This is a genomic window from Jiangella sp. DSM 45060 (assembly GCF_900105175.1).
In the GTDB taxonomy this organism is placed as follows: domain Bacteria; phylum Actinomycetota; class Actinomycetes; order Jiangellales; family Jiangellaceae; genus Jiangella.
The window spans coordinates 2423666-2439928 of record NZ_LT629771.1 but is presented as its reverse complement, the minus strand read 5'-3'; the positions used below and the strand labels follow the sequence as shown (position 1 = coordinate 2439928).

General features: G+C 71.5%; 12 protein-coding genes and 1 tRNA gene. 4 read left to right on the top strand and 9 right to left on the bottom strand.

The features are described from left to right. Positions 1 to 62 precede the first annotated feature (62 nt). Together BLU82_RS10910 and BLU82_RS10905 are read left to right on the top strand one after the other, a co-directional pair. Positions 63 to 1442 carry an MFS transporter gene (locus BLU82_RS10910; RefSeq protein WP_197682869.1) on the top strand — a complete coding sequence of 460 codons (1380 nt, stop codon included), beginning with the start codon at positions 63 to 65 and terminating at the stop codon, positions 1440 to 1442. A gap of 13 nt (positions 1443 to 1455) precedes the next feature. Continuing rightward, the gene (locus BLU82_RS10905) at positions 1456 to 2676 is read left to right on the top strand and encodes an MFS transporter (protein ID WP_092619657.1); all 1221 of its coding nucleotides are present in this window, start codon (positions 1456 to 1458) and stop codon (positions 2674 to 2676) included. On the opposite strand, the gene BLU82_RS10900 is transcribed toward BLU82_RS10905, so the two are convergent. Together BLU82_RS10900 and BLU82_RS10895 are read right to left on the bottom strand one after the other, a co-directional pair. Then, a complete protein-coding gene (locus BLU82_RS10900) occupies positions 2667 to 3140 on the bottom strand; it encodes an SRPBCC domain-containing protein (RefSeq protein WP_092619654.1) in 474 nt (157 codons plus the stop codon). The two genes, BLU82_RS10905 and BLU82_RS10900, sit on opposite strands and share 10 nt — an antisense overlap. Then, the gene (locus tag BLU82_RS10895) at positions 3137 to 3478 is read right to left on the bottom strand and encodes a helix-turn-helix transcriptional regulator (RefSeq protein ID WP_092619651.1); all 342 of its coding nucleotides are present in this window, start codon (positions 3476 to 3478) and stop codon (positions 3137 to 3139) included. The genes BLU82_RS10900 and BLU82_RS10895 overlap by 4 nt, the downstream gene beginning before the upstream one ends. A 532-nt stretch (positions 3479 to 4010) precedes the next feature. On the opposite strand from BLU82_RS10895, the gene BLU82_RS10890 reads away from it, so the two are divergent. Continuing rightward, positions 4011 to 4586 (top strand): SH3 domain-containing protein, encoded by a 576-nt coding sequence (locus BLU82_RS10890; RefSeq protein WP_092619649.1) that lies wholly within the window; start codon positions 4011 to 4013, stop codon positions 4584 to 4586. Between the two features lie 55 nt (positions 4587 to 4641). Here the strand turns inward: BLU82_RS10890 and BLU82_RS10885 are convergent, their stop codons facing one another. The 6 genes from BLU82_RS10885 to BLU82_RS10860 form a co-directional block, all read right to left on the bottom strand. Beyond that, positions 4642 to 6234 (bottom strand): glycerophosphodiester phosphodiesterase family protein, encoded by a 1593-nt coding sequence (locus BLU82_RS10885; RefSeq protein WP_092619646.1) that lies wholly within the window; start codon positions 6232 to 6234, stop codon positions 4642 to 4644. Positions 6235 to 6350: 116 nt separating this feature from the next. Beyond that, entirely contained in the window at positions 6351 to 7556 is a 1206-nt protein-coding gene (locus BLU82_RS10880; protein WP_092619643.1) for an MFS transporter, read from the bottom strand. A gap of 11 nt (positions 7557 to 7567) precedes the next feature. Then, a complete protein-coding gene (gene narI / locus BLU82_RS10875; protein ID WP_092619641.1) occupies positions 7568 to 8296 on the bottom strand; it encodes a respiratory nitrate reductase subunit gamma in 729 nt (242 codons plus the stop codon). Then, entirely contained in the window at positions 8293 to 8922 is a 630-nt protein-coding gene (gene narJ / locus BLU82_RS10870) for a nitrate reductase molybdenum cofactor assembly chaperone (protein ID WP_092619638.1), read from the bottom strand. The genes narI and narJ overlap by 4 nt, the downstream gene beginning before the upstream one ends. Further along, entirely contained in the window at positions 8919 to 10583 is a 1665-nt protein-coding gene (gene narH / locus BLU82_RS10865; protein ID WP_092619635.1) for a nitrate reductase subunit beta, read from the bottom strand. Before narH ends, narJ begins: the two co-directional genes overlap by 4 nt. Further along, positions 10583 to 14254, bottom strand: coding sequence for a nitrate reductase subunit alpha (locus tag BLU82_RS10860; protein WP_092619632.1), 3672 nt, complete (start codon positions 14252 to 14254; stop codon positions 10583 to 10585). Before BLU82_RS10860 ends, narH begins: the two co-directional genes overlap by 1 nt. A gap of 201 nt (positions 14255 to 14455) precedes the next feature. Here BLU82_RS10860 and BLU82_RS10855 point away from each other — a divergent pair. Further along, positions 14456 to 14540, top strand: a tRNA-Leu gene (locus tag BLU82_RS10855). Here the strand turns inward: BLU82_RS10855 and BLU82_RS10850 are convergent. Further along, entirely contained in the window at positions 14522 to 16180 is a 1659-nt protein-coding gene (locus BLU82_RS10850; RefSeq protein WP_197682868.1) for a recombinase family protein, read from the bottom strand. The genes BLU82_RS10855 and BLU82_RS10850 overlap by 19 nt on opposite strands. Between the last annotated feature and the right edge of the window lie 83 nt (positions 16181 to 16263).

The window sequence follows — 16263 nt, the reverse complement described above, 5'->3', positions numbered from 1 at the left end:
GTCGATCCGCGGCCGGTTCCTTCGTCGGTGGGGCGACCGACACCCCTGACGAAGGACCGACGATGTCGCACACCACCACGCTCTCCCCGACCGCCACCCGGCCGCGGCTGGTGCTGGCACTCACCTGCGCCACCACGGCGATGGTGGGCCTGGACACCGCGATCGTGAACGTGGCGCTGCCGTCCATCCAGCGCGATCTCGGCACCGGCTACGCCGTCCTGCAGTGGGTGGTCGTCGCCTACGGCCTGCTGCTGGGCGGGTTCCTGCTGCTCGGCGGCCGGCTGGCCGACCGGCTGGGCCGCCGCCGGGTCCTCCTCGCCGGACTCGCCGTGTTCACCGCGTCGTCGCTGGCCGCGGGCGCCGCCCATGGTCCCGGCCTGCTGATCGCGGCCCGCGGCCTGCAGGGGCTCGGCGCCGCGCTGCTCGTGCCCGCGGCCCTCTCGCTGCTGGCGGTCACGTTCCCGGACGGACGCGACCGGCATCGCGCGCTCGCGGTGGTCGGCTCCGTCGACGGCGCGGCCGGCGCGGCCGGGGTGGTGCTGAGCGGGCTGCTCACCGGAGGACCCGGCTGGCGCTGGGCGTTCCTGATGAACGTCCCGGTCGGTCTGCTGCTCATCGCGCTGACGGCGGCGTTCCTCGTGGCCGACCGCCCCGAGGAGCGCGCCGCCCGGTTCGACGTCGCCGGCGCGACCACGGCGACGGCCGCCCTGCTGCTGCTCGCCTACACCCTGCACCACGCCACCGGCCACGGCTGGCTGGCCGGGACGACGCTGGCGCTGTTCGGGGCCGCCGCGGCGCTGCTGGCGGCCTTCGTACGGATCGAGCGCCGCAGCCCCGACCCGCTGCTGCCGCTGCCGATGCTGCGCAACCGGCCGCTGGTCGCCGCCAACGTCACCGGCATCCTGGCCTTCGGCGCGCTGATGGCCTTCATCTTCGTCGGCTCGCTGCTGATGCAGCAGGTGCTCGGCTACTCGCCGGTGACGACGGGGCTGGCCTGGCTGGCCACGACGGTGACCATCGTCGTCGTGGCGATGGCCGGCGGGCGGCTGGTCACCCGGGCCGGCGTGCGGGCGTCGCTGGTCCTCGGCCTGACGCTGCTCGCCGTCGGGGCGTTGTGGCTGGCCCGGGTCCCCGCCGACGCCGGGTACGCGGCCGACCTGCTGCCCGCCTTCCTGCTGGCCGGCGTCGGGTTCGGGCTGTGCGGGCCGGCGGTGCAGATCGGCGCGCTGACCGGGGTGTCGCAGCCGGCCGCCGGTCTGGCGTCCGGGCTGGTCGAGACGGCGCGTGAGCTGGGCGGGGCCGCCGGGGTCGCCGTCGTGGCGGCGGTGCTGGTGTCAGGGTCCGGGCTGGACGGGTTCCGCGCGGCGTTCGGGTTCGTCGCCGTCCTGGCCGTGCTCGGGGTCGTCGCGGCGGCCGCCGGGTTCGGCCGCAAATCCGGTTGAGCGGTGTCGTCCGATGCCCGATGCTGTCGTCGTGCCCGGCCCGCTGCGCCGCGACCCCGCGTTCCGGTCCCTGTTCGCGGCGCGGACCATCTCCTTCCTCGGCGACTCCCTCAGCCTGGTCGCGCTGATGCTGCATGTGGCCGAGACCGCCGGCCAGGCGCTCGCGGTGGCGCTGCTGCTGCTCGTCGGCGACCTCGCGCCGGCGCTGTTCAGCCCGCTCGCCGGCGCGATCGCGGACCGGTGGGACCGGCGCCGGGTGATGATCGGCTGCGAGCTGGTGCAGGCCGGGCTGCTGGTCGCGATCGCGCTGGCGCTGCCGCCGTTGCCGCTGCTGCTGGTGCTGGCCGGGGCGCGGGCGGTGTCGGGGCAGGTGTTCCTGCCGGCGTCGCGGGCCGCGGTGGCCACGCTGGTGCCGCAGCGCGAGCAGGCCGCGGCCAACTCGGCGCTCGGCCTCGCGACGAACGGCGGCGAGGCGGCCGGCCCGCTGGTCGCGGCGGCGCTGTTCCCGCTGGTGGGGGTGCGCGGCGTGCTGCTGGTGGACGCCGCGACGTTCCTGCTGTCGGTGCTGCTGCTGCTCCGGCTGCCCGCGCTGCCGCCGTCGGGGCCGGCTGGTGCGCGGGCCGGGCTGCTCGACGACGCCCGCGCCGGCCTCGGGTACCTCTGGCGGGAACCGGCGCTGCGGATCATCGGCCTCGGCTTCTGCGTCGTCGTCGCGTTCAACGGCATCGACGACGTCGCGCTGGTCGTGCTGGCCCGCGACACCTTCGACGCCGGCTCGTCCGCGGCCGCGCTGCTGCTGGCCGCCGTCGGGCTCGGGCTGTTCGCCGGGTACGCACTGCTGGCGCGCTGGTCGTCGCGGGCGGCGCTGCCGTGGCTGCTGGTCGCCGGGTTCGCCGTCAGCAGCGTCGGCAACCTGCTCACCGGGCTGGCGTGGGCCGTCGGGATGGCGTTCGCCCTGCAGGCGGTGCGCGGCCTCGGCATCGCCGCCATGGACGTCGCCACCAACACGCTGCTGCCGCGGCTGGCGCCGGACGCGCTGCTCGGGCGGGTGTTCGGCAACCTCTACGGGGCGATCGGGCTGGCCGCCGGCCTGTCCTACGTGGGCGGCGGCCTGCTGCTGGACGCGACGTCGGCGCCCGTGACGTTCGTCGTCGCGGGCGCGGGCGGCACGCTCGCCACCGTCGCCGTGGCCGTCGCGCTCCCCCGCGCGTTGCGCCGCAGTCGTCAGCCCTGAGCCAGCAGGCCGGCCAGCCGCTCGTACTGCTCGACGATGCCCTTGGCCATGCCCGTGGACACGGCGAAGTCGAGCACGTCCGGCGACGGGAACGTGGTCAGCCAGTGCACCCGGGTGCCGCCGTCGACCTCGTCGAACGTGATGGTCTCGACGGCGGGCGGGCCGGGCGGTCCCCCGTCCGGCGCCGTCGTGCGGACCAGCCGCTTCGGCGGGTCGACCTCGAGGTACTCGCCCAGGAACGCGACCTCGCCGTTGATCCACTTCCAGCGGCCGCCGGGACGCAGGTCCAGCTCGACCACCTCGGTGGTGGTGCCGTGCGGGCCGATCCAGCGGGCGAGGTGCTCGGCCGTCGTCATGGCGGTCCACACCAGCTCGCGCGGCGCGGCGAACACCCGCTCGATCAGCAGGTCCGATCCTTCGGCGACGACGGTGGTGGCGGCGTCGCCCAGCTCGCGTCGGGTCATGGCCGTTCTCCCTTCTGCAGGTCGGTGAGGTACTGGTCCAGCCGGTCGAGGCTGTCGCCCAGGAACGCGCGGTACTGCTCCATCCACGTGACGACGTCGCGCAGCGGCTCTGGGCGCAGCCGGCACGAGCGCCACTGCGCCTGCCGGGTCTGCTCGATCAGCCCGGCCTTCTGCAGCACCTTCACGTGCTTCGAGATGGCCGGCAGCGAGACGTCGAACGGCTCGGCCAGCTGGCCGACGGTCGCCTCGCCGCGGGTCAGCCGGGCCAGGATGGCGCGCCGCGTCGGGTCGGCCAGAGCGGTGAACGTCGCCGTGAGCGACTCGGCGTCGACCGTCATTTTCCCCTCCGGTTAATTAACTACACAGGAAAGTACGAAATCGGCCAAGAAAAGTCAAGCGATCGTGTGAACCAGGCGACACCCTGGCGCGTCTTACGTGCACGGGCCGGATCGGCGGCGGGTAGGCGATCCATGCGGGGTCCGTGACCGTGACGATGCTCCCGACGTTGGGCGGCTGCGGGCTCAGCGATCGTTGGCAGCTCACTGTGACCGACCTGTGCGGCGCCGGTCACCACGGTCACACCGCCGCCGATCCGTCCCTACCAGACGCTACGAGGCCCGGACGCACGAGAAGGCCGCTCCGCCAGTTGGGGGGCAAGAGGCGGAGCGGCCCCCGTTGCATCCATGGTAGCCGAGCGTGACCGTCTTGTCGCACTACGTAACGGTCCGTCCTCTGACCTGCGCCGATACGACGGCCGATTCGGCCGGAAACTCCCCCGCGCCGTGCAACCGGCGGGCACGCTGAGGAGTGATTGATGGTGAGAGCCGATACCCGGTCGCACCGTCCGGGACGGCAGTCAGGAGGTCCATCATGATCATCCGGCAACGGCTCCGGCGGGCGGCGATCGCGCTCGCCACGGCCACGATCGTCCCGCTCGGCCTGCTCGCGACCAGCACGGCCGCGGACGCGGCGACGACCACCTACAAGGGCCGCGTCACCGAGGGCATCAACGTGCGCAGCGCTCCCACGCAATACTCCCCCAAGGTCGGTTCGTACGCGAAGGGCGCGACGATCACCATCCAGTGCAAGGTGTACGGCCCGACGGTCAGCGGCAACAGTCTCTGGTACAAGCTGGCGAACGGCCGCTGGGTGAGCGCCCGCTACATCGCCAACATCGGCGCCGCGCCGCGGTTCTGCGGCGACGGCCACGAGTACGCCGGCCGAGTGTCGTCCTCGACGTCGCTGGCGGTGCGCAGCGGCCCGCACACGTCGAACCCCAAGGTCAGCTCGGCCCCGCGCGGCGCGACGCTGGCCATCGTGTGCAAGGTCGATTCCCAGTCCATCGACGGCAACCGGCGCTGGTACCAGCTGACCGGTGACGGCGGCGGCCAGTGGGTGGCGGCCCGCTACGTGACGAACGTCGGCTCGGCCCCGCCGTACTGCTGACCCTCCCCCGGCCGGCGGCGCCGCTCAGCCCCTATCCGAGCGGCGCCGTCGCACGTCAGCCGCGCGGGCTCCACGAGCCGGGCGTGTGGCGCGGCTCGGTGAAGTCGCCGGGGACGGCCGCGCCGTCGCCGTCGTTCCACAGCGTGGCCAGCTCGTCGGCGTCCAGCACGCGGTTCCAGACGGCGACGTCGTCGATGGCACCGGAGAAGAACCGGCCGTCGGCGCCGCGGTACGTGCCGATGTGCAGCCCGGTGGTGTCCGCGAGGGCGCCGCTTCCGGTCTCCTTGGGGTCGGCGAACGACGTCACCTCGGCGCCGTCCAGGTAGAGCCGCGAGACGCCGGTCGCCGCGTCGTAGCTGACCGCCACGTGGTGCCAGCGGCCGGCGGCGGGGGTGATGCCGGACTCGGCGACGACCGACGTGCCATCGGTCTGCACGGAGTACTTCAGGTGCCCGCTGACGTCGGCGAGCTCGACGGAGACGGCCCACGACCCGGCGGTCTCGAGGATGAACTGGCGGCCCCGGCCGGGCTGCTCGGGCCGGAACCAGGCCGACGCGGTGTAGGCGGGCGCCTGGTCCGGGAGCACCTGGAACGGCACGTCGACGTGGTCGCCGTGCCCGTCCAGCTCCACCGCTCCCCTGAGGTGGCCGTGCCCGGGCGGCGTCAGGTCGGCGTCGGCCCGGAGCCGGCCGTTGCGCAGTGGGTTCGGCGACCCGTCGTCGTCGGCGACGGAGCCGCGGCCCTCGTCGAAGGCCCAGTGGCCGAGCAGCCCCCGGCCGAGGCCCTCGCGCGGGTCGTGCCCGAACAGCAGCAGCGCCTGGTCGACGCTGTCGGTGTAGAGGCGGTCGATGCCCCAGCCGATGAACCGCCGCATGACCTCGGTGTCGTTGACCGTCCACGCGCCGGACTCGAAGCCGCCCGCCTCGATGGTCGCGATCAGCTCCGGGCTGATGCGGGCCTGGTTGACGATCAGCGACTCGAACCCGCGGTCGCGGGCGATGGCCATCTCGGCGGCGATGTCACCGCTGGCCGGCAGGTCCCAGAAGACGTGGATGCTCGGATCCAGCTCCTTGACCAAGCTCATCTTGGCGAGGTTGCCGTCGTTGAAGCCCACCCACGCCTGAGCGCCGAGCTCCTGCACCATCGCGACGGCGGCCGCGGTCGAGCCGTCCTTCGGCTGGATCGAGACCCGGGTGCGGTCCTGGGACCGGATCAGCTCCAGCGCCTCGGACAGCAGCGGCATCCGCGCCGGCGGCACCTCCTTCTTCGTGAGGCCGTTCGCCGCGCGGAACCCGTAGGCGACGTCGAGGGTGCTCAGCTCGGCGTAGGTGTGGTCGGCGATGCGCAGGTCGCGGTCGGCGAACCGGCCGGTGGTGGCGTCGTGCGCCACAACGACCTGGCCGTCGGCCGTGGTGAAGACATCCAGCTCGATCCAGTCCACCCCCAGCTCGAGCGCCTCGGTGAACGCACGCATGGTGTTCTCCGGGTAGGCACTGGAGTACCCGCGATGCGCGGTGACGCCGTTGTCCAGGAAGCCGGTGCTCTCACGCGACGGCGCCGGCTGCGCGCCGGCGGGGGCGGCGGTCACCAGGCCCGCGAGCAGTCCCGTGCAGGCGAGCGCGCCGATGCATCGGTGCAGGGTCGTCATGGATCAGATCCTCTCGGCGGATGGGCGGGGTGCTCCGGATCGTCGCGCGGACGTCCTAACGTGCCCTGACCGACGACCGAACCCGTCGTGAACGTGCGTGCAAGAGTGCGGCGGTGTCACGTCCGGCGGGCCGACGACGCCGCCCGGGCCCCGACCCCGAGCAGCGTGAACGCCAGTGCTCCCGCGGCGGTGATCGCCAGCAGCGTCAGCCCGACGCCGTAGCCGTCCAGCAGCACCTCGTACGTCGCGCCCATGACCAGCGGCGGGAAGAACCCGCCGAGCCCGCCGGCCGCGCCGACGACCCCCGTCACCGTGCCGACCTTCTCCGGCGGCGCCAGCTTCGCCACCCACGCGAACACGCCGCCGGTGCCGAGGCCGAGGAAGAACGCGAGCAGGACGAACGCGATGCCGGCCGGCACCTCGACCGGCGGCTGGAACGCGACGACGATCGCCAGCACGGCGGTCCCGGCCAGCGAGATCGCGACGACCATGCGCGGCCCGATGCGGTCGGACAGCACACCGCCGATGGGACGGGCGACGACGGCGGCCAGCGCGAAGCCCGCGGTGCGGGTGCCGGCCGCCGTCAGGTCGAAGTCGTAGATGTCCTTGAGGTATGTCGGCAGGTAGGTGGAGAACGCGACGAACCCGCCGAACGCCACCGCGTACAGGAACGACATCTGCCACGTCACCGGCAGCCTGACCGCCGCGGACAGCTTCGGCAGCACCGGCGCCGTGTTCGGTGCCCACGCCGGCGAGTCGCGCATGAGCGTCCAGCAGATCGCCGCCGTCGCCACCAGCGCCACCGCGACGATGACGTGCGTCGCCACGTAGCCGAACCAGTCCACGAACCGCGGCGTGAAGAACGCCGACAGCGCCGTCCCGCCCATCCCGGCACCGAACACGCCGGTCGCGAAGCCGCGCCGGGACGTCTCGTACCAGGCGTTGACGAACGGGATGCCGACGGCGAACGTCGTCCCCGCGATGCCCAGGAAGAACCCGAACAGCAGCAGCAGGCCGTACGACTCCGCCTCGCCGGCCGCCGCCACGAGCACGACGAACGGCGCCGACAGCACCATGAGGACGGGGAACATCAGCCGGCCGCCGAGCCGGTCGGTGAGCGCGCCGACCAGGATCCGGCCGACCGAGCCGACCAGCACCGGCGTCGCCACCAGCAGCGATTTCTCCCCCGACGACAGCCCGAGCTCGCCGGTGTAGCGCACCCCGAGCGGCGCGACCATGTTCCAGGCCCAGAAGCTGACCGCGAACGCGACGGTCGCCAGCACCAGGTTGCGGGTCTGGCCCGCCCGGATGTCGGTGGTCATGCGCGTCTCCTTCAACGGTCCCGGTCGGCGCTGCCGACGGTGTCCCAGCCCCGGCGGCGCGGACCGGCGTCGCGGCTGCGGTAGACGATGTAGGGACGGAACAGGTAGTGCACCGGCGCGGTGAACGCGTGCACCAGCCGGGTGAACGGCCAGATCGCGAACAGCAGCATCCCGACCAGCGTGTGGAGGTGGAACTGCACGGGCGCCGCGGCCATCGAGTCGATGTCGGGCTGCAGCACGAACAGCGACCGGAACCACGGCGACACCGACTCGCGGTAGTTGTGCGCCTCGTGCCCGGCGCCCACGCTGACCAGCGTCGTCCACAGCCCCAGCGCGATGGCGCCGACCAGGACGACGTACATCGCCTTGTCGTTGCGGGTGGTGGCCATGAACACCGGCCCGGTGCGGCGGCGCCGGTAGATCAGGATCGCGATGCCGGCCAGCGTGCACGCCCCGGCGAGACCGCCGAACAGCAGCGCGTTGACGTGATAGACCCCCTCGCTGACGCCCACGGCCTCGGTCCACGACTCCGGGATCACCAGCCCGCCGATGTGCCCGATGATCACGACGAGGATGCCGAAGTGGAACAGCGGCGACCCGATGCGCAGCAGCCGCGACTCGTAGAGCTGCGACGACCGCGTCGTCCAGCCGAACTTGTCGTACCGGTACCGCCAGATCGACCCGGCCACCAGCACGACCACCATGAGGTACGGCAGCACGCCCCACAGCACGGTGTTCACGGCCGGCTCCCGTACGGCAGCAGTTCCAGCCCGACGGTCTCGACGGGCGGCGGCCCGGCCTGGGCGTGGACGGCGGCCCGGTCAGGCGGCGACTCCCCCGGCAGCGTCGCGCAGACCGCGGCGACCCCGCCGGCGTACGGCGTGCCGAGGTCGAGCAGCGCGAACCGCAGCAGCTCCAGCGACGCGCGGTACTCCTGCAGCAGCGCGACGCCGGCGGCGGGGTCGGCGACCGCGGCGAACTCGAGCACCGTCGGCAGGTGGTCGGGCAGCTCGCCGCGCAGGTCGACGACGAAGCCGCTGGCCCGGTAGGCGGCCTTGAACCGGGCCAGCACCTCGCCGCGCCGCCGGGTGTCGCCGTCGGTCCAGTACGACAGGTGCAGCGCCCGCTCGCGGCTGAGGTCGAACACGTCGACGTAGTCGCGCTGCAGGTCGGCCAGCGGCCGCCCGGCCAGGTGATCGACCAGCGCGGACAGCCGCGTGACGGCGTCGGACGGCGGCTGCTCGGCCAGTGCGGCGCCCAGCTGCGGCAGCCGCTCGGCCAGCGCGCCGTCGGGGTAGTCGAGGCACCAGGACGCGACCTGGTGGACGACGCGGTGGCCGGCGGCGTGCCCCCGGCGGCGGATCATGGCGCGCCGTCCTTCTTCGGCGGGAACAGGCCCTCCGGCGTGCCGCTGCCGTCCCAGTTCAGCAGGTTGACGCGGCCGCTGAGGTCGCCGCCCGGCGGGCTGGCGGTGGTCTGCCGCTGTTTCAGCGCCTGGAACGTCTCGACGGCGACCGGCACGGGCCGCCCGCTGGCCTCGCCGAACGGGCCGGACTCGTACATGCCGGGACCGTCGTCGACGTCCAGCGCACAGCCGATCTCCTCGAGGTCGTGCGCCTGCTCGGCGTGCGCCGTCGGGATGACGTACCGCTCGTCGTACTTGGCGATCGCCATCAGCCGGTACATCGCGTACAGCGACTCCTCCGTCATGCCGACCGACGCCGGGATGGACGGGTCCGGGTCGCGGCCGAGCGTGACGTCGCGCATGTACGCCCGCATGGCCGCGAGCTTGCGCAGCACCTCCGTCACCGTCGACGTCCTCCCGGCGGTGAACAGCTCGGCCAGGTACTCGACGGGGATGCGCAGCGCGTCGATGGCGCTGAACAGCGTCGCGCGGTCCTCGGCGTCGTGGCCCTGCTCGGACAGCAGGTCGACCACCGGCGACAGCGGCGGCACGTACCAGACCATCGGCATCGTGCGGTACTCCGGATGCAGCGGCAGAGCGACGCGGTACGTCTTGGCCAGCGCGTACACCGGCGAGCGCCGCGCGGCATCGATCCAGTCGTCCGGCACGCCGCCCGCTCGCGCCGCGGCGACGACCTCGGGGTCGGACGGGTCCAGCATGAGGTCGAGCTGCGCCTCGTAGAGGTCCTGCGGGTCCGGCGTCGACGCGGCCGCCGTCACCCGGTCGGCGTCGTACAGGAACAGGCCGAGGTAGCGCAGCCGCCCCACGCAGGTCTCCGCGCACACCGTCGGCAGCCCCACCTCGACCCGCGGGTAGCAGAACGTGCACTTCTCCGCCTTGCCGGAGCGGTGGTTGAAGTAGATCTTCTTGTACGGGCAGCCGGTGACGCACTGCCGCCAGCCGCGGCAGCGGTCCTGGTCGACCAGCACGATGCCGTCCTCGCTGCGCTTGTAGATGGCGCCGGACGGGCACGACGCCATGCACGACGGGTTCAGGCAGTGCTCGCAGATGCGCGGCAGGTAGAACATGAACGTCCGCTCGAACTCGAAGCGGATCTTGTCCTCCGACTCGCGCCGCACCTTCTCGACCACCGGGTCGAGGTGGCCCAGCTCGCTGGTGCCACCGAGGTTGTCGTCCCAGTTCGCCGACCACGTGACCTTGGTGTCCTCGCCGGTGATCAGCGACTTCGGCCGCGCCACCGGGAAGTCGTCGCCCAGCGGCGCCTCGGTGAGCATCTTGTAGTCGTAGGTCCACGGCTCGTAGTAGTCGGCCAGCTCCGGCTGCACGGGGCTGGCGAAGATGCCGAGCAGCCGCTTCAGCCGTCCGCCGGTGCGCAGCTCGAGGTTGCCGCGCTTGTTCAGCGTCCAGCCGCCCTGCCAGCGCTCCTGGTCCTCGTACCGGCGCGGATAGCCCTGGCCGGGCCGCGTCTCGACGTTGTTGAACCAGACGTACTCGGTGCCGGCGCGGTTCGTCCACGCCTGCTTGCAGGTGACCGAGCAGGTGTGGCAGCCGATGCACTTGTCGAGGTTCATCACCATCGCCAGCTGCGCCATGACCCGCATCAGTACGTCACCTCCTGCGACCGCTTCCGGATGGTCGAGACCACGTCGCGCTGGTTCCCCGTCGGGCCGAGGTAGTTGAACGTGTAGGAGAGCTGCGCGTACCCGCCGATCAGGTGCGTCGGCTTCACCAGCAGCCGCGTCACCGAGTTGTGGATGCCGCCGCGCCGCCCGGTCGCCTCGGACTTCGGCACGTCGATGGTGCGTTCCTGCGCGTGGTGCACGTAGACGACGCCCTGCGGCATGCGGTGGGAGACGATCGCGCGGCCGACGAAGACGCCGTTGGCGTTGACGCATTCGACCCAGTCGTTGTCGCGGACGTCGATCGCTTCCGCGTCGCCCGGGCTCATCCACACCACCGGGCCGCCGCGCGACAGCGACAGCATGAGCAGGTTGTCCTGGTACTCGGAGTGGATCGACCACTTCGAGTGCGGCGTCAGGTAGCGGACGGTGATCTGGCTGGCGCCGTCGGGGCCCAGCCGGGGCTCGCCGAAGAGCCGGTGGAAGTCCAGCGGCGGACGGTAGATCGGCAGCGCCTCGCCGTACTCCAGCATCCAGTCGTGGTCGAGGTAGAAATGCATGCGGCCGGTGAGCGTGTGGAACGGCTTCAGCCGCTCGATGTTGACGGTGAACGGCGCGTACCGCCGGCCGCCCGTCTCGGACCCGGACCACTCCGGCGACGTGATGACGGGGACGGGCGCGGTCTGGGTGTCGGCGAAGGTGATGCGTTTCTCCTCGGAGCCCTCCGCGAGGTCCGCGAGCGGCTTGCCGACGCGCTCCTCGAGGGTGCGGAAGCCCTGCACGGCCAGCTCGCCGTTCGTCGTCCCGGAGTACGTCAGGATCGCCTCGGCCAGCTTCTCGTCGGTGTCGATGGCCGGGCGGCCGTCGGCGGCGCCGCCGAGCATGACGCCGTTCTGTTTCGCGAGCTTGTCCGTTTGTTCGGTGAGGCGGTAGGTGACGTTCTTGACGGTGAAGCCGAGGGTGTCGGCCAGCGGGCCGACGGCGGCCAGCTTGTCCGCGATGGCGGTGTAGTCGCGCTCGACGACGGTGACCACCGGCCTACTGCCGTCGGCCCGGCCGCCCGGGTATTTCGCCTCACCGGGGGTGTCGTGCTGCAGCGGGACGGTGACGAGGTCGCGGCGGGTGCCCAGGTGCGTCCTCGCCATGGCGGACAGCCTGCGGGCCAGCAGGTGGAACGCGTCGAAGTCGGTCTTCGCCTCCCACGGCGGGTCGATGGCCGGGGTGAACGCGTGCACGAACGGGTGCATGTCCGTCGACGAGAGGTCGTGCTTCTCGTACCACGTCGCCGCCGGCAGCACGATGTCGGACAGCAGCGTCGTCGACGTCATGCGGAAGTCGGCCGAGACCAGCAGGTCGAGCTTGCCCTCGGGGGCCTCGTCGTGCCATGTGACGTCCTTGGGGCGCGGGGCCTGGGGGTTCTCGCCGCCCATGACGTTGGAGTGGGTGCCGAGCAGGTGCTTGAGGAAGTACTCGTTGCCCTTCGCCGACGACCCCATGAGGTTCGAGCGCCACAGCACCAGCGTCCGCGGCCAGTTCCTGGGCGCGTCGACGTCGGCGATGGCGGGCTTCAGGCTGCCGTCGTCCAGGGCCCGGGCGACGTAGTCGGCCGCGTCCTTCGCTGCGCCCTTCTCGACCGCTGCCGCGGCGTCGTCGGCCACCTGCAGCGGGTTCGTCTCGAACTGCGGGTAGAACGGCATCCAGCCGAGCTTCGCGGACTCCGCGATGGCGTCGGCGGTGTGCTTCTCCTCCGCGTTCGCGCTGAGCGGCGACGCCAGTGACGCCGTCGAGTAGCCGTCGTTGCGCCACTGGTCCGTGTGCATGTACCAGTACGCCGTCCCGATCATGGTGCGCGGCGGGCGCGACCAGTCCAGCGCGTTGGCCAGCGAGATCCAGCCGGTGATCGGGCGGCACTTCTCCTGGCCGACGTAGTGCGCCCAGCCGCCGCCGTTGCGGCCCATGCACCCCGTCAGGATGAGCAGCGACAGGATCGCCCGGTAGGTGGCGTCGCCGTGGAACCACTGGCAGACGCCGGCGCCGAGGATGATCATCGAGCGGCCGCCGGACTCCTCGGCGTTGGCGGCGAACTCGCGGGCGATGCGGACGCACTGCTCCGCCGGCACGCTGGTGATCTCGGCCTGCCAGGCCGGCGTGTAGGGCGTGGCGGCGTCGTCGTAGCCTTCTGGCCACCGCCCGGGGAGGTTCGGTCGTTCGACCCCGTACTGGGCGAGCATGAGGTCCAGCACCGTCGTGACCAGGTGGCCGCCGACGCGGCGGGCCGGTACGCCGCGCCGCAGCACGTCGCCGGAGCCGTCGGGTTTCGTGAAGGCCGGGAGGAGGACCTCGACGTTCTCCGTCGTCTCATCGCCCTCCATGCTGAGGGCCGGCGTGACGCCGTCGAGGTCGAGGTTCCAGCGGCCCTTGCCGGAGTCGGCGTACCGGAAGCCGATGGAGCCGTTGGGGACGATCGGTGCGCCGGTGGCCTCGTCGAGGACGACCGTCTTCCACTGGTCCTCTGCCGTCTCCTGCCCGAGGTCGGCCGCGGTGAGGAACTTGCCGGGCGTGAGGCCGCCCTGCTCGTGCGGCTCGAGCCTGATCAGCATCGGGAGGTCGGTGTAGGTGCGGACGTAGTCGGCGAAGAACGGCGTCCGCTTGTCGACGAAGTGCTCCTTCAGCACGACGTGGCCCATCGCCATCGCCAGCGCCGCGTCGGTGCCCGCCTGGGCCGGCATCGACTCGTCGGCGAACTTGGTGTTGTCGGCGTAGTCGGGGCTGACCGTGACGACCTTCGTGCCGCGGTAGCGGACCTCCGCCATCCAGTGGGCGTCGGGCGTGCGCGTCACCGGGACGTTCGAGCCCCACATCATCAGGTACGTCGCGTCCCACCAGTCCCCCGACTCCGGCACGTCCGTCTGGTCACCGAAGACCTGCGGGCTGGCCACCGGGAGGTCGGCGTACCAGTCGTAGAACGACGTCATGACGCCGCCGATGAGCTGCACGAACCGCGTCCCGACGGCGTGCGAGACCATCGACATGGCCGGGATGGGCGAGAAGCCGGCGCACCGGTCCGGGCCGTACTCCTTGATCGTGTGCACGTGCGCCGCGGCGGCGATCTCGATGGCCTCGTCCCAGCCGGCTCGCACCAGTCCGCCCTTGCCCCGTGCCCGCTGGTAGCTTCGTCGTTTCTCCGCGTCGCCGGTGATGTCCGCCCAGGCCAGGACGGGGTCGCCGAGGCGCTGCTTGGCTTCGCGGTAGAGGTCGAGCAGGACGCCACGCACGTACGGGTACCGCACCCGCGTCGGCGAGTACGTGTACCAGCTGAAGGCGGCGCCCCGCGGGCAGCCTCTCGGCTCGTACTCCGGCCGGTCCGGCCCCACCGACGGATAGTCCGTCTGCTGGGTCTCCCACGTGATGATGCCGTCCTTGACGTACACCTTCCACGAGCACGACCCCGTGCAGTTCACCCCGTGGGTCGACCGGACCACCTTGTCGTGGCTCCACCGGTCCCGATAGAAGACGTCGCCCTGCCGGCCCCCGTCGCGGAACACCATGCGCCCGTCGCCGGACTCGTCCCAGCGGGTGAAGAACCTGCCGGCCTTCAACAGGGCCGCCGATGCCGGCCCGTCCACCCCTCGTTCGCGCGCCGGTCCGGCCATCCGCCCCTCGATTCCTCGTGGTCGGCAGCCCCGCCTGTCCCCTGCGCGGGGCGTTGGGTTCGAGCATAGACATGATCACGTGGCCGGGCGGCCCATCCCGCCAACTCCCCTCGGCGCGTCGTCCGGTCCCTGGTTGGACAGAGGACCCCGCAAGTTTGGTATGGTTACGCAGCCGCTGGCGCTGCACGAAGGCGCCGCAAAGTCCGGGTGGCGGAATAGGCAGACGCGCTAGCTTGAGGTGCTAGTCCCCGTCAAGGGGGTGGGGGTTCAAGTCCCCCCTCGGACACTCTTCTGGATCTCATCCCATGGCAGCAGCTCCGCTCGGAGCTGATGTGCCAGGGGTTCGTAGGTCAGGCTCAAGCCAAGCTCTTGATACAGGTCAGCCTTTTCGTCGTCCGTCGCGCGCTCCAGGGCTGAGGCAAGGCCGCCGACATGGTCGATCAGCTCCTGAACATCTTCAGCCGCCATGGTCTGCCGTGCGGCGAGCCTGGTGATCTCGCTCTTCAGGTGGTCCCGTTCGAGCGAGCGGGCCGACAGCTGAGAGATCAGGATCTCGGGCGCGTCATCCGATCCCTCGACTGCCGACACGAGGTTGGCGATCTTGCGTTCGAGAGCGGTGAGACTCTCCTGGAGCGCCTCGATTCGCGCTGCCTCTGCCTCGTCTGGCCCGCTCGCGGCCGCGATCCACGCCGGATCGTTCAGCTCGGTCGACAACCATCGGTCGACGCTGGCCATCACCAGGTCCTGATGCAGGTAGATGTTGCCCGGGTGGCCCTCGAGTCCTTCAGGAACCGCCCGATCCGACCGGAGCCGGCTGCGATAGCGGATCATCGGCGAGGCGTTCGCGCTCTTCGGCGGTCGGTAGTCAGCGATCATGCGGAATCCGCAGAGCCCACAGGACAATCGCCCAGACAGCGGGTATCGGCGATTGGCCGTCCTGGGTCTTGTGGTGTCTGGCTTGGCCCTGGCCTGTAGACGGTGCTGCGCGGCGAGGAACAGTTCGTCATCCACGATCGGCTCGTGCGTACGGTTCGCTGGCGCCACCCACATATCCCGGTCTCGCCACCGCATCCGAGTCTGGTAGCCCATCGCGACGTCATTCGGATCGATCAGACGCTCGAACTTCTCCTGCTTTCCCCACATCCGCACCCCGGTGTAGACCGGGTTCTTCAGGATCGCGCGCACCGCCGAATGCCCCCACCCTCTCGGATCACGATGCGGGTTGCGCCGTCGGTCGTACTCCGACGGCGACGGCGCACCCTTGTCGGTGAGCGCCTGCGCGATCGCCCGCAACCCGTACCCGGCGACGTACATCTCGAAGATCTCCACCACCGTCGGCGCCGTCACCGGATACGGCTCCAGCCGATGCAGGCGCTGCCCCATCGACGCCTTCGCCGGATTCGGATGCGGCCCCGCATCGTCAAGGCGATAGCCGTACGGCGGGCGCCCGCCCAGGTGGCGGCCGGTGGTCTCAGCGAGCGCGAACATCGACGACTTCACCCGGGTCTGGATCCGCATCCGCTCGGCCTTCGACATCCCACCGAACAACGACATCACCATGTCGTGCGCCTCAGACCCCGGATCCACACGTCCGCCAACCTCCGGCACCCACAGGTTCACCCCGTAGTGCGTCAGCAGCGGAAACGTCAGCGAGAACTGCGGACCATAGAACGCCCGCTGCGGCTCGCCGATCACCAGCTCGCTCCATCCCCGACCAGGATCCTCGAGATCCACCAGCAACTCAGTTGCCCGCGGCCGGCGCTTCCACGGCAGCGACCGCGACTGCCCGACGTCGAAGTACTCCTTGACGACCTCGCCGTCGACCGCGGCGATCAGCTGGCCGGCTTGTCGGAGCTGCCACCCTCGACTGGAGTCCGGGTCCTGGGCGTCCTCGGTCGAGCATCGGCCGTAGAACGCGAATCGCACGTCTCCCCCAGTGGCTGGTCGGCACAACGGCATGCAGCTGACCGTCGACGATCGCTGACGCCTATGAGTAGCTTCAGTATGGC

Excerpts from the sequence above, each read along its gene's own strand:
- BLU82_RS10895 (WP_092619651.1), bottom strand. The coding sequence starts at position 3,478 with ATGACGGTCGACGCCGAGTCGCTCACGGCGACGTTCACCGCTCTGGCC.
- BLU82_RS10860 (WP_092619632.1), bottom strand. The coding sequence starts at position 14,254 with ATGGCCGGACCGGCGCGCGAACGAGGGGTGGACGGGCCGGCATCGGCG.
- narH (WP_092619635.1), bottom strand. The coding sequence starts at position 10,583 with ATGCGGGTCATGGCGCAGCTGGCGATGGTGATGAACCTCGACAAGTGC.
- BLU82_RS10905 (WP_092619657.1), top strand. The coding sequence starts at position 1,456 with ATGCCCGATGCTGTCGTCGTGCCCGGCCCGCTGCGCCGCGACCCCGCG.
- BLU82_RS10900 (WP_092619654.1), bottom strand. The coding sequence starts at position 3,140 with ATGACCCGACGCGAGCTGGGCGACGCCGCCACCACCGTCGTCGCCGAA.
- BLU82_RS10910 (WP_197682869.1), top strand. The coding sequence starts at position 63 with ATGTCGCACACCACCACGCTCTCCCCGACCGCCACCCGGCCGCGGCTG.
- BLU82_RS10885 (WP_092619646.1), bottom strand. The coding sequence starts at position 6,234 with ATGACGACCCTGCACCGATGCATCGGCGCGCTCGCCTGCACGGGACTG.
- BLU82_RS10890 (WP_092619649.1), top strand. The coding sequence starts at position 4,011 with ATGATCATCCGGCAACGGCTCCGGCGGGCGGCGATCGCGCTCGCCACG.
- BLU82_RS10880 (WP_092619643.1), bottom strand. The coding sequence starts at position 7,556 with ATGACCACCGACATCCGGGCGGGCCAGACCCGCAACCTGGTGCTGGCG.
- narJ (WP_092619638.1), bottom strand. The coding sequence starts at position 8,922 with ATGATCCGCCGCCGGGGGCACGCCGCCGGCCACCGCGTCGTCCACCAG.